The sequence below is a fragment of the Nocardioides daejeonensis genome, from assembly GCF_003194585.1.
GTDB lineage: Bacteria > Actinomycetota > Actinomycetes > Propionibacteriales > Nocardioidaceae > Nocardioides > Nocardioides daejeonensis.
Genome location: NZ_QHKZ01000004.1, coordinates 103615 through 116100, shown reverse-complemented (window position 1 = coordinate 116100; position 12486 = coordinate 103615). Strand labels below are relative to the sequence as shown.

Annotated in this window: 10 protein-coding genes; 4 read left to right on the top strand and 6 right to left on the bottom strand. The window is 70.0% G+C overall.

The features are described from left to right. Nucleotides 1-13 precede the first annotated feature (13 nt). From DNK54_RS11705 to DNK54_RS11680, 6 genes are all read right to left on the bottom strand, one after another. Nucleotides 14-1147 carry a magnesium and cobalt transport protein CorA gene (locus DNK54_RS11705; protein WP_110207164.1) on the bottom strand — a complete coding sequence of 378 codons (1134 nt, stop codon included), beginning with the start codon at nt 1145-1147 and terminating at the stop codon, nt 14-16. A 205-nt stretch (nt 1148-1352) separates the two neighbouring features. Then, nucleotides 1353-2240 carry a DUF1295 domain-containing protein gene (locus tag DNK54_RS11700; RefSeq protein WP_110207163.1) on the bottom strand — a complete coding sequence of 296 codons (888 nt, stop codon included), beginning with the start codon at nt 2238-2240 and terminating at the stop codon, nt 1353-1355. A 57-nt stretch (nt 2241-2297) separates the two neighbouring features. Further along, nucleotides 2298-3041: an AIM24 family protein gene (locus tag DNK54_RS11695; protein WP_204164549.1), complete on the bottom strand. Its 744-nt coding sequence runs from the start codon at nt 3039-3041 to the stop codon at nt 2298-2300. Continuing rightward, complete coding sequence (locus tag DNK54_RS11690) at nt 3011-3685, bottom strand: AIM24 family protein (protein WP_110207162.1); 675 nt, start codon at nt 3683-3685, stop codon at nt 3011-3013. The genes DNK54_RS11695 and DNK54_RS11690 overlap by 31 nt, the downstream gene beginning before the upstream one ends. A gap of 166 nt (nt 3686-3851) precedes the next feature. Continuing rightward, entirely contained in the window at nt 3852-4319 is a 468-nt protein-coding gene (locus DNK54_RS11685; protein ID WP_110207161.1) for an SRPBCC family protein, read from the bottom strand. A gap of 184 nt (nt 4320-4503) precedes the next feature. After that, a complete protein-coding gene (locus DNK54_RS11680) occupies nt 4504-5937 on the bottom strand; it encodes a CCA tRNA nucleotidyltransferase (RefSeq protein ID WP_420846379.1) in 1434 nt (477 codons plus the stop codon). 159 nt (nt 5938-6096) lie between these two features. Between DNK54_RS11680 and DNK54_RS11675 the strand changes: the two genes are divergently transcribed. The 4 genes from DNK54_RS11675 (at nt 6097) to sigM (ending at nt 12477) form a co-directional block, all read left to right on the top strand. Then, nucleotides 6097-8286: a hypothetical protein gene (locus DNK54_RS11675; protein WP_162602415.1), complete on the top strand. Its 2190-nt coding sequence runs from the start codon at nt 6097-6099 to the stop codon at nt 8284-8286. Next, nucleotides 8283-9992, top strand: a complete 1710-nt coding sequence (gene murJ, locus DNK54_RS11670) for a murein biosynthesis integral membrane protein MurJ (protein ID WP_239460055.1) — start codon at nt 8283-8285, stop codon at nt 9990-9992. Before DNK54_RS11675 ends, murJ begins: the two co-directional genes overlap by 4 nt. A 65-nt stretch (nt 9993-10057) precedes the next feature. Beyond that, nucleotides 10058-11791, top strand: a complete 1734-nt coding sequence (locus tag DNK54_RS11665; RefSeq protein ID WP_162602414.1) for a protein kinase family protein — start codon at nt 10058-10060, stop codon at nt 11789-11791. After that, the gene (gene sigM / locus DNK54_RS11660; protein ID WP_110207157.1) at nt 11788-12477 is read left to right on the top strand and encodes an RNA polymerase sigma factor SigM; all 690 of its coding nucleotides are present in this window, start codon (nt 11788-11790) and stop codon (nt 12475-12477) included. The genes DNK54_RS11665 and sigM overlap by 4 nt, the downstream gene beginning before the upstream one ends. Nucleotides 12478-12486 lie beyond the last annotated feature (9 nt).

Below are 12486 nucleotides of genomic sequence, written 5' to 3'. Positions count from 1 at the left end.
CGGCGTACGGCGGTCAGATCCAGCCGCGCCGGCGGAAGACGCCGTAGAGGCCGAGGCTGACCAAGAACATCAAGACCACGGCAAACGGGTAGCCGAGCTGCCAGTGCAGCTCAGGCATGTCGTCGAAGTTCATCCCGTAGACCGTCCCGATCAGCGTCGGGGCGAAGAGGATGGCCGCCCACGCGGAGATCCGCTTGACCTCCTCGTTCTGGTCGAGGCTCGCCTCGGTCAGTGCCTTCATCTCCTCGTTCTGCTTCTGGGCCACGAGGGTCGCGTTGACCGTGAGGATGTCGCGGAGCAGCTGGCGGAACCCGTCCACCTGCTCGATCACGACGGTCAGGTGGTCCTCGACGTCGCGGAGGTAGCGCTGCAGCTCGTCGTGGGTGCGGTACTTCGCGAAGCCGGCAGTCAACGCCCGCACCACCGCAGCCAAGGGACGGGTGGCTCGTTCGAACTCGATGACCTCACGGGTCAGCTCGTAGATACGTCGCGACACCGAGGGTGCTCCGAGGAAGACCTCGGTCTCGATCTCGTCGATGTCGTTGGCCAGTCCGGCCACCACCGGCGCGTAGCCGTCGACGACACGGTCGAGGATCGCGTAGAGCACCGCCTCCGGGCCGAGGGCCAGCAGATCGGGGTTGCTCTCCAAGCGCCGACGTACCGCGGCGAGATCCGGGGACTCGCTGTGTCGCACGCTGACCACGAAGTCGCGGCCGAGGAAGATGTGCAGCTCACCGAACTCCACCTCCTCGAGATCGTCCAGATACTGCGCCGCACGAAGAACGACGAAGAGCGTGTCGTCGTACCGCTCGATCTTGGGGCGCTGGTGGGCGACGATCGCGTCCTCGATGGCGAGCTCGTGGAGACCGAACTCGGCAGCGACGGACGCCAGGTCGTGCTGATCGGGCCGGTAGAGGCCGATCCACGCCACGCCCTGCTCATGCGCCCGCAGCGCCCGGTAGCTGTCGGCGAGCGTCGTCGGCGTCTCGACCCGATCGCCGCCGGAGTAGACCGCCGCGTCGACGAGGCTGGATTCGGCATCGGGAACGGATTCGGGCTCCGGACGGTTTGCCACAGGCATCGGCTGCGGCCGGCGACCGGTGCGGGAGAAGGCGCGCAGGGCATTGCGGAAGGAGGCGTCGGACATGTCGGGTCCTCGGGTTCAGACGCCGCGTGGAGTCGTGAGCGAGCAGATCGGCTCAGTAGCTCACAGAGTTCGTACGGCGCAGTGTCGGGTGGGTGGCGCTCTGTCGACTGGGAGGTTGACTATCCACGTCGACCACCTCCCGTCTGCGCCGGCCTTCGACCGGACCTGCTCCGTCCTGCCCAGGGTACGCCACGCTGCGGCTGCCCTACACCGGGCGTGATGCCCGAGGCGGTCGGGGCACCAGCCGCGGCACCCGATCGACGATCTCCTGGTACGACGGCCGTCGCTCCAGGCTCCGCTGCTCCATCGCCGGGATGCTGATCCCCTCGAACATGGCCGTCATCGCGACGAAGCCGACCAGCAACCACCACCAGTCACCGGGCGCGCCGGCGACGCCGAAGAGCGCGAGTGCACACCAGAAGCTGACCTCGCCGAAGTAGTTCGGGTGTCGCGACCACGACCACAGCCCACGGTCCATGGCCTGGCCGGGCTCGCGGACCCGGATGAACGCGCGCATCTGCGCATCGGCCACGAACTGCAGGACCGGCGCGCTGATCCCGATCAGGAAGGCGATCCCGTCGAGCACGTTCAGCTCCCCGCCGGGACGCGTCAACACGGCGTACGCCGGCACGAGACCGAGGAAGACGATGACGGTGGGCACCACGTGGATGCCGACCAGGTCCGCAAGCGGGGCCGCGCGGCCGGCTCGCGCCCGCACCTGTGCGTACCGCCAGTCCTCGTGGTGCAGCCCTGGCCAGTCCTGCACCCAGTTGGCGGTCAGGCGCAGCGCCCAGACCGAGACCACGACGACAACGAGCACGGCTCGCACCTCGTTGACGCCGGATCGCTCCTCCGCCAGCCACCACCACAGCACCAGGAACGGCGGCAGCACACTCCAGTAGGCGTCGTAGCAGCTGGAGTTGCGAAGCAGCCGGCTGCCGCAGAAGACCACCAGCGTCGCGAGCAGATCCGCAACGAGGGCGTCGAGCCACAGCCACCGTGTCGCCGGCCCCCAGCCCAGCCAGGTACCGGCGACGCCGAGCGCCACCACATAGACGAGGGCCACCCGCACGAGGGACGCTGATCGGGACACGCCGAGAGGCTACGCGTCGCCGAGGGCCGGCGTACGCCGAACGGCTGGGCTCGCCCGTCAGCTGAAGAGGTCGAGCGCCGAGCCCAGGGCGCTCTTGCCCTTCTGCTCCGCCTGCTGCAGCCGCGTCCACTCGTAGGCCTGGATCACCACGAAGCCGGGGCCGTGGAAGACGTACTGCACAGCCTCACCGGATCCACCACGCAGCATCGACGACATGTTCATGCTGTTGTTGATCGTCGGCGCCAGGTGCGAGGACCAGGCGACAGCGGAGTTGGGGTCCACCGCGACCGGCGCCTGCGAGCAGTCCAGCACGAGCGGCCGGCCGATGACACTGACGGCGACGGTGCCCGCGCCGGTGACCGTGGTGTTGAAGAGCCCGTTGCCGGCCATGATGCCGGCGCCCTTGATCCGGTTGATGTCCCAGGTCAGGGTCGCGTCGAAGGCCAGCAGGTTGCGGACGTTGAGGCTGATCCCCTCGTTCTCCAGGTCGAGGGTGAAGACGTAGCCCGCCTCCTGGGCGAACCAGACCTCGCCCTGCCCGGAGACCCGCATCAGCGAGACGTCCTCGCTCGTCACGATCTTCTTGGCCAGCTTGGCCATCGAGCCCGACTTCTCGTGATGGAAGTTCACGTTCCCACGGAAGGAGGTCATCGTGCCCTTGACCGCGAGCACATCCGGACCGAGACCGACCCGCACCGAATGGGCGTTCTGCTTGGCCCAGCGACGCTCGTCGTTGACCGGCTGCGTGCTTTCGAAGAGGCTGCTCTTCATCAGCGGCCCGTCGTCGCCAGCGGCGTCCACTCGAACGCCTGCACCACCACGAAGCCGGGCCCGTGGAAGACGTACTGCACAGCCTCGCCGGATCCACCACGCAGCATCGACGACATGTTCATGCTGTTGTTGATCGTCGGCGCCAGGTTGGCCGACCACAGCACCGTCGAGTTCGGGTCGACCGCCACCGGGGCCTGCGAGCAGTCGAAGACCACCGGCTTGCCGACAGAGGTCACCGCCACGGTCCCGGCGCCGCCGATGGTGGTGTTGAAGAGACCGTTGCCGGCCATGATGCCGGCGCCCTTGATCCGGTTGATGTCCCAGGTCAGGGTCGCGTCGAAGGCCAGCAGGTTGCGGACGTTGAGGCTGATCCCCTCGTTCTCCAGATCCATCGTGAACACATAGCCGGCCGAGTCGGCGAACCAGACCTCGCCCTGCCCGGAGACCCGCATCAGCGAGACGTCCTCGCTCGTCACGATCTTCTTGGCCAGCTTGGCCATCGAGCCCGACTTCTCGTGATGGAAGTTCACGTTGCCCTGATAGGCCACCATCGAGCCCTTGGACGCAAGCACATCCGGCCCGAGCCCCACGCGCAGCATCTGCTCGTTCTGCAGCGCCCACCGCTCACTGCTGGCCACCTTGAGATTGGCCTGGTCGAAAAGTTCGCTCTTCATGGCGTCATGATGCCCCGCGCTACCTCGCCTCACACGCCCCAGAAGTCGTCAAGTTTCCCCGCCCGGGCGGGGAAACCCCCGCCTGTAGGCCGCAACTACGGCAGACAGGCGGGGGTTTCCACACGTAGGTGGTCGCCGCATTGGCGGCGTACGACGAAGCCGGCGGTCAGCGCTCGGCTTCGGCCTTGATCTTCGCGAGGGTCTGCTCCATGCCCGTGCGCAGCTCGTCGGTGAAGGCCGGTACGCCGCCGAAGGCGACCTTGGTGAGCCGCACGCTGAGGTCGGAGATCCCGTCGGGGGCCTCACGCCGCTGAGTGAGCGTCGTACCGCCGTCGGCGTTGGGGGCGAGCTCGAACGACCAGACGGTCCAGTTCTCCCGGACCTTGAAGGCGAACTTCTTCTCCGGCTCGACGGTCTTGATCATCGCCTGCGTCGGCCAGACCAGGAGACCCCGACCGTTGATGTTGAACATCTTCGCACCCGGCTTCACCACGCCGCCGCGAACGATGGTCTTCTTGGTCTGCGGGCTCCAGCGGGAGTAGTTGCGCGGGTCGGAGACCAAGCCCCAGACCCTGGCCGGCGGCGCGGCGATCTCGATGCTGGCCTCGATGGGAGCGACGTCAGTGAGCGGCATGAGTTACCTCCAAGTAGCGATTGCCCGAAACGCTAGTGGGCAGCCGCGTCGGTGACCACTGTGACCTCGGGCACGTCAGAGGACGACACGGGCACCCCACGCGCCCCACTGTGTGACGTTTTCTGCTGCTTGGTGTGCGTAGCTACGCACACCAAGCAACAAGTTCCCCGCCCGGGCGGGGAATCTAGTCCTCGCCGGGCCACCAGGCGAGGAGCGCGTCGCGAGCGGCGTCCTCGGACTGGGGGCCGTGGTCCATGCGCAGCTCGAGAAGGAACTTGTAGGCGCGGCCGACGTCGCGGCCGGGGGGGATGCCGAGGATCTCCATGATCTGGGCGCCGTCGAGGTCGGGGCGGATGGCGGCGAGCTCCTCCTCTTCCGAGAGGCGCTCGATCCGGGTCTCGAGGTCGTCGTAGGTACGCCGGAGGCGGTCGGCCTTGCGCTTGTTGCGGGTGGTGCAGTCGGCACGGGTCAGGATGTGCAGGCGCTCCAGCTGGTCACCGGCGTCGCGCACGTAGCGGCGGACAGCGGAGTCGGTCCACTCGCCACTGCCGTAGCCGTGGAAGCGCAGGTGCAGCTCGACGAGCTTGCTGACCGCGTCGACCTGGTCGTTGGAGAAGCGCAGCGCCTTCATCCGCTTGCGGGTGATCTTGGCGCCGACGACGTCGTGGTGGTGGAAGGTGACGGTGCCGTCGTCGACGAACCGCCGGGTCTTCGGCTTGCCGACGTCGTGCATCAACGCGGCGAACCGTCCGACGAAGTCCGGCTCCGCGTCCTCGCCGTGGCGCGACCGCTCCAGGTCGATCGCCTGCTCGAGCACGGTGAGTGTGTGCTCGTAGACATCCTTGTGCCGGTTGTGCTCGTCGCGCTCCAGGCGCAGCGCCGGCAGCTCCGGGAGCACGTACGCCGCCAGGCCGGTCTCCACCAGCAGCTCGAGTCCGCGCCGGGGCCACGGAGCGCTCACCAGCTTCACCAGCTCGTCGCGGACCCGTTCGGCGGAGATGATCTCGATCCGGCCGGCCATGTCGGTCATCGCCGCCACCACCTCGGGGGCAGGCGTGAAGCCCAGCTGGGCGGCGAACCGGGCGGCGCGCATCATCCGCAGCGGGTCGTCGGAGAACGACTGCTCCGGCGTACCGGGCGTGCGCAGCACCCGGTTGGCGAGGTCGACGAGTCCCCCGAACGGGTCCTCGAAGCCGCGCTCGGGCACGGTGAGCGCCATCGCGTTGACAGTGAAGTCGCGCCGGGAGAGGTCCCCGACCAACGAGTCGCCGAAGTTCACCTCGGGCTTGCGGGAGGTCGGGTCGTAGGACTCGGAGCGGTAGGTGGTGATCTCCACCTGCCACCCGTCGATCTGCGCACCGATGGTGCCGAAGTCGCGGCCCATGTCCCACAGTGCGCCGGTCAGCCCGCGCAGCAGCCGCTCGGTCTCCTCCGGGCGCGCCGAGGTGGTGAAGTCGAGGTCGTTGCCGGCGCGTCCGAGCATCGCGTCACGCACCGGCCCGCCGACCAGGGCGAGGGTGTGCCCGGCCTCCGCGAACCGGCGTCCCAACGGGTCGATCACCGGCGCGAGGCGATCGAGTTCTCGGGCGACCCGCGCCTGGACCTCAGAGATCAGCACGGGCTCGGATGGGGCTCCTGACACGGGAGCCAACCTTACCGCCCGCCGCGGGCACCCCCGACCGGGCGAGCTCGTTCGGTCGGAGCAGCAGCGACGCGTCACCGTCCGTGCCGTACGACGCCGCTCGGCCCTGCGCACCTGTTGAGTAGAGTCGGCGCCGTGATTCGACCGGTGGCTGCTCTGCTCGCGCCACTGGTGGCGGTCGGCCTGTGGGCTGCTCCCGCAGCCGCCGCGCCTGCCGGGCCGGACGGCAGCTCGCCCCCTCATGCGAAGCGCCAGGAGGAGACCTCGCGGGCAGCGACCCGGATGGCGCCGGAGGACTCCTTCCTGGTGCGCATCGACCGGGTCAGTCCCGCGGTGCTGCCGACCAAGGGCGACCTGAGGCTCTCCGGCACGGTCAAGAACGTGAGCTCCACGCTGCGGACCGGCCTCAACGTGCACCCGCTCTCCTCCTACTACCCGATCACCTCCGGCGACGAGCTGACCGCGGCTGCGGAGGCCACCCCCGAGGTGCCGTTCGGCGGGGACCGGCTCCAGGATCCCGCCCTGCTCGACAACTCGATCACCGAGCTCGGCCCGGGCCGCACCGCTCGCTGGTCGCTCCGGGTGCCGGTCGACAAGCTGCGGATCAGCGGCGGCGATGGTGTCTACGTCGTGGGGGTACAAGTGCTCTCGGACGACGCCGATGGAGGGCGGGACGGTATCGCCGACGGTCGCGCCCGCACGTTCGTGCCCCGGATGCGCGCCGAGCGCGACCCCACGCCGACCTCGCTGGTCCTGCCGATCCGGGCCGCCGTCCACCGCGACGAGGACGGCACGATCCAGGACGAGGCGACCTGGCAGCGCTCTCTCGACCGCAACGGCCGGCTCGACAATCTGCTCTCCCTCCTGGAGGAGGAGCAGAGCGTTCCGGTCTCGCTGGCACTCGATCCCTCCTTGCTCGACACCACCCAGCAGCTCGCTGACGGCAACCAGCCACGGACGATCGAGCCGACGGTCGAGGTGGAGGAGGCGGACGAAGCCGGTAGCGACTCCGGCAGCCAGACGTCCGAGGGGTCGGTGAGCGCGCTGGCCCAGGTTGCCAAGAGCTGGCGGGCCCGCCTGGTCAGCACCGCGCGCAAGCACAGCGTCCTCTCCCTGCCGTACGCCGACCTGGACGTCGCCGCCGCCTCCCGCCGAGCACCCGCCCGGCTGACGGAGGCCCGGGAACTGGCCGACGCGACCTTGGGCGCGGCGGAGATCCCCTCTCGCTCGGCTGTCGTCCCGCCGAGCGGACTGCTCCCCGCCGAGGCGCTGCGGATGCTCCCCGACGAGACGCTGGTGCTGCTCTCCGGCCGCGCGGCAGCCACCACGACCGACGAGGACGCCGAGGACGACACGACAACGGAGAGCGAGGAGTCAGCGCCGTCCCCCGACGACGCTGCCGTGCGGGTGGGCGGGCACGTGGCCGTGCTGCATGCCGACATCGACGGCGGCGCGGATCCCCAGGACCCGCGCGGGGCCACCGGCATCCGGCAGCGGATTCTCGCCGAGGCGGCCGTGCGCTCCCTCGCCGGCGCGGAGCAGGACCTGGTGGTCAGCTTTCCCGCCGACTTCGATCCGGGCCGCCGGGCCACGCGACTGATGAAGGGGCTGGATGCCGACTTCATCCGCTGGCAGCCGCTCGCCTCCGCCGTACCGCCGGACGACGAGGTCCCGGAGGTCTCCCGGCTGAACTATCCGGATGCGCGGGAGCGCCTTGAGGTGCCGGAGTCGTTCTTCGCCGCGGCACAGCAGGCCATCCAACGCGGCCGGGTGCTGGACGACGTCTTGCCGCTCAACGACCAGATCGCGACAACGCTGCGCAAGGAGGCCCTGGCGGAGCTGTCGTACTTCTCGGCGGCCGAGGAGCTGGCACCGATGCTGCGGCTGGAGCGCCTGCGCGCCTGGGTCGACGGACGCTTGGGCGCGGTGGAGATGTCAGCCCCGTCGTTCGTGATCCTCTCGTCCGAGAGCGGTCCCTTCTCCATGACCGTCCGCAACGGCCTCGATCAGCCGGTCGAGTTCTCGATCCGCGCCGAGACCGGCGGTGAGGTCGAGATCCGCGCTCCCGAGAGCGTCGCACTCGATCCGCAGACCTCCCGGACGATCAACCTCGAGGCGACCTCCACCTCGGTCGGCGTCCACGAGATCGACCTGGTGCTGGTCACCGCCGAGGGTGATCCGCTCAATGCGAGCGAGCAGCTCAACATCCGCTCGAACTCGGTGGGCAAGATCATCTGGGTGATCCTGGCCGTGGGCTTCGGGATCCTCGCCGTCGCGGTGCCGATCCGGATCGTCCGGCGGGTGCGCAAGGTGCGGGCCTCGTGACGGCCGGCCGTCGGAAGGCCACCAAGGAGAGCACCATCCTCGGCAGCGGCGCCGTGATGGCCGCCGGCACCGTCTTCTCCCGGATGAGCGGCTTCGTCCGCTCCGCCCTGTTGGCGGCCGCGCTCGGCCCGGCGCTGCATGCCGACCTCTTCAACATCGCCAACACCATCCCCAACATGCTCTACATCCTGCTGGCAGGCGGCGTCTTCAACGCCGTGCTGGTTCCGCAGCTGGTGCGGGCGATGAAGCAGGACCCGGACGGCGGCGAGGCGTACGTCAACCGGGTGGTGACCCTCGCTGCTCTCTTCCTCGGCGCGGTGACGGTGCTGCTGGTGGTCTTCGCGCCGACGGTGATGTCGCTCTTCCTCGACGCCTCCTTCGACGACCCGGCCCTCGCCGCGCAGCGCGCCAGCCTCATCGACTTCGCCCGCTTCTGCCTCCCCCAGGTCTTCTTCTACGGGATGTTCGTGCTGCTGGGCCAGGTGCTCAATGCGCGCGGCAGCTTCGGTCCGATGATGTGGGCGCCGATCGCCAACAACGTCATCTCGGTCGGGATCCTGGTCGCCTACCTCATGCTGCACGGCAAGGCGGAGGACGTCTGCGGTGCCTACACCTCCAGCCAGGAGCTTCTGCTCGGTGTCGGCTCGACCCTCGGCATCGTCGCCCAGTTCCTCATCCTGATCCCGTACCTCCGCTCGGCCGGCTTCCGCTACCGGCCGCGGTTCGACTTCCGCGGCAGTGGACTCGGCCACACCTTGCACTTGGGCATCTGGACCGTGCTGTTCGTGGTGGTCAACCAGATCGCCTACACGGTGGTCGTGCGGCTCGCCTCGAGCGGAACCGCGGCCGGGGCCGGCTCCTGCGGTGGCGTCGACGCGACCGCCGCCGATGCGGGCACCGGATACACGGTCTACTCCAGCGCGTTCCTGCTCGTGATGGTGCCGCACGCGATCGTGACGGTCTCCCTGGCGACGGCGATCCTGCCGGCACTCTCGCGCCTCGCGGCCGACGGCGACCGTCGCCGACTCAGCGCGACCCTGAGCTCCACCCTGCGTACGGCGCTGGTCCTGGTGATCCCCTTCACCGCGCTGCTGCCGCTGATCGCCGGCGACCTCGGCAACATCGTGTGGGGCTGGGGAGCTGCGCGCGAGCTCGTCGACAACTACACCCCGTCGCTCGCCCTCTTCGCGCCGGGCCTCCTCTTCTTCACGGTGCACTACTTCATGCTGCGCGGCTTCTACGCCCTGGAGCAGACCCGCACGGTCTTCTGGATCCAGTGCGCGGTGGGGGGCACCAACATCGTGCTGGCGGTGATCCTGGTGCGGGCCACCGACCAGGCGTTCACCTCCCCGGCTCTGGTCCTCGCGTACGTCGGCGCCTACCTCGTGGGGGCGATGCTGTCGTTCGTCGTACTCCGGAGAAGGCTCGGCGGCCTGCAGACACCGGCGCTGGTTCGCTTCGTCGTCCGCACCGTGATCGCCGCCGTCGTCGCGGCCGGGCTGGCCCGACTGGCCTGGGAGCTCCTGACCCAGCTGCTCGGCGCGGAGCAGAGCAAGCTGGGCTCGATGCTGCTGTTGGGCGTGGTCTGCGTCGTCGACGGCGTGGTCTTCCTGGCCATCGCCCGGGTGATGCGGATCAGCGAGGTCACCGAGCTGCTCGATGTCGTAGCCCGGCGCGTTCCGGGGCTCCGCCGCCGAGGAACCTGAAGTCGCACCCGCATGAGCGCCGGTCGAGCACCTACGATGGGCAGGGAGCGAAGCGAGGAGGGGGTGTGCCGGGTTCGATGCGTCCAGGCGACGTGCTCGCCGAGCGCTACCGCCTCATCGACCTGCTCAGCGAGACCCGCGGCGGTCGGTTCTGGCGGGCGTGGGACACGGTGCTGTCCCGCCCGGTCGCGATCCACCTGATCGCGCACGACGACCCCCGTGCGGAGCCGCTGCTGTCGGCCGCGCGCGACTCTGCGCAGCTCCACGACCCGCGCCTGCTTCGGGTGCTCGACGCCGGAACCCTCGAGCCTTGGTGCTACGTCGTCAACGAGTGGGGCGAGGGCCGCTCTCTCGACATCATGCTCGCCGAGGAGCCGCTCTCCCCGCGTCGCGCGGCCTGGATCGCCGGAGAGGTCGCCGAGCTGCTCGCCACCGCTCACCGGCAGGGCATCACCCACGGCCGACTGGTGCCCGACAACGTGCTGGTCGACCAGCGTGGCTCTGTCAAGGTCATCGGCTTCGCGGTGGACGCCGCGCTCAACGGCGTCCGCCCGGCAACGCCCGCCTCGGAGCTGCTCGACCTGGTCGGCGTGCTGTACGCCGCCCTCACCGGACGCTGGCCCCGCTCCACCCCTTGCCGGGTCCCCACGGCACCGGAGCACCACGGCCTGGTGCTCCGGCCCCGACAGGTGCGCGCCGGCGTACCACGAGTGCTGGACTCCCTCTGTGACGCGGCGCTGAATCCGGGACACGTTCCCGGCGTCGTCGCACCGCGCTCGCCCGACCGGGTGGCTGCGGCGCTCTTCGACTTCGTAGGCGACCGCCACGCGATGGCCGAGGCAGAGGTGGTCCGCAACCGCGGCAACACCTCACCCAGGATCCCGGTCGTCGACGCCCTCGTCTGGGCGCCCGATCCCCCGCCCGCCGAGGACCCCGGGGAGGAGACCCAGGTGGGGCTCCCCTCCTTCGATGACGAGGTGCTCGACCCCGACTGGCGTACGCCGTCCCCCGAGCCTCCGCCACCGCCACCCCCCTTCGAGGACTCACCAGCACGCCCGCTCTTCGCCCCCGACCCGCCCGACGGCCAACCGGTCCGGGTGCCGCGTGACGACATCGCGCTCCCCGAGCCCGCCGAGTTCTGGCCGTGGGAGACCGATCCGAGCCAGGTGCCGGTGGTCGAGGAACCCGAGCCGGAGGAGCCCGTCCCCGGGCGCGGCTGGATGCGGGGAGCGGCACTGCTGGCGCTCGCGCTGGTGGTCCTGCTGGTCATGGTCTACGCCTTCAACCGGGGGCGCGACGACGCCGACCGCAACGACTCGGGCTCCGACGGCGAGCCGTCGTCCGAGACGCTGGCCCAGGTCACGCCGGCTGCGGTCTTCGACTTCGACCCCTTCGGCGACCCCCCGGAGGAGAAGCCGGAGCTCGTGCCCCTCGCCGTCGACGGCGATCCGGCTACGGCTTGGGAGACGCAGGGCTATCGCGACCCCTTCGGACCGGAAGGACTCAAACCCGGAGTCGGACTGCTCCTCGACCTGGGCGCCGAACGCCAGGTGCGCGAGGTGCGGATCCAGGTGATCGGCAACCCGACTGCGGTGACGCTGCTGGCTACCTCCACCGCGGCTCGACCCACCCGGCTGGGCGACCTGCACCAGGTCGCCGCGGGCACGTCGAAGGCGGGCCAGCTGCGCCTCGTCCCGGAGAGCACCGAGCCGCAACGGTGGTTGGCGATCTGGCTGACCTCGGTTCCCCAGGACGGCGACTACCGCGGTCGGATAGCCGAAGTGCAGGTGTTCCGATGACTGATCCCGCGCAGCAGACCGAACGCAGCGACCGCGAGCTCCTTGCCGCCCACCTCGAGGGTGACTCCGAGGCGTTCGGCGTGCTCTTCGCCCGCCATCGCGATCGCCTGTGGGCGGTCGCGCTGCGTACCTGCGGCCACCCCGAGGACGCCGCCGACGCGCTCCAGGAGGCACTGATCTCGGCCTTCCGGAGGGCCGGAAGCTTCCGCGGAGACGCCCAGGTCACCACGTGGCTGCATCGCGTCGTGGTCAACGCCTGCCTCGACCGGATCCGGGCCAACAAGGTGCGGGCCGCGGAGGCGCTGCCCGACGACCTGGAGGAGTGGGCGGGCCGCGGCAGCCTCGGCACCACCGACCCCGAGCCCCGACCGGACGAGGCGGCGGAAGCGGCCGAGCGGCGTACGGCGGTGCTCGCCGCGCTCGGCACGCTGCCCGAGGAGCAGCGCGCCGCCCTGGTGCTGGTCGACATGGAGGGGTACTCGGTGGCCGAGGTGGCCGAGATCCTCGACTGCGCACCCGGCACCGTGAAGTCACGGTGTGCGCGCGGCCGTGCCCGTCTGGCGGCGCTGCTCCTGGAGCACCGCCCCGGTGAGCGACGCCACGCGCCACCGCGGAACCAGGCCCCTGCGCCATCCGTCCCATCCATGGATCCGGCTCGTGCGCCACCGGTCGAGCCCGCCCCGTAGCTCCCACAC

What these genes read in the sequence shown, in the direction of transcription:
- DNK54_RS11705 (WP_110207164.1), bottom strand. Translation starts at nt 1,147, where the DNA reads ATGTCCGACGCCTCCTTCCGCAATGCCCTGCGCGCCTTCTCCCGCACC.
- DNK54_RS11690 (WP_110207162.1), bottom strand. Translation starts at nt 3,685, where the DNA reads ATGAAGAGCGAACTTTTCGACCAGGCCAATCTCAAGGTGGCCAGCAGT.
- DNK54_RS11685 (WP_110207161.1), bottom strand. Translation starts at nt 4,319, where the DNA reads ATGCCGCTCACTGACGTCGCTCCCATCGAGGCCAGCATCGAGATCGCC.
- sigM (WP_110207157.1), top strand. Translation starts at nt 11,788, where the DNA reads ATGACTGATCCCGCGCAGCAGACCGAACGCAGCGACCGCGAGCTCCTT.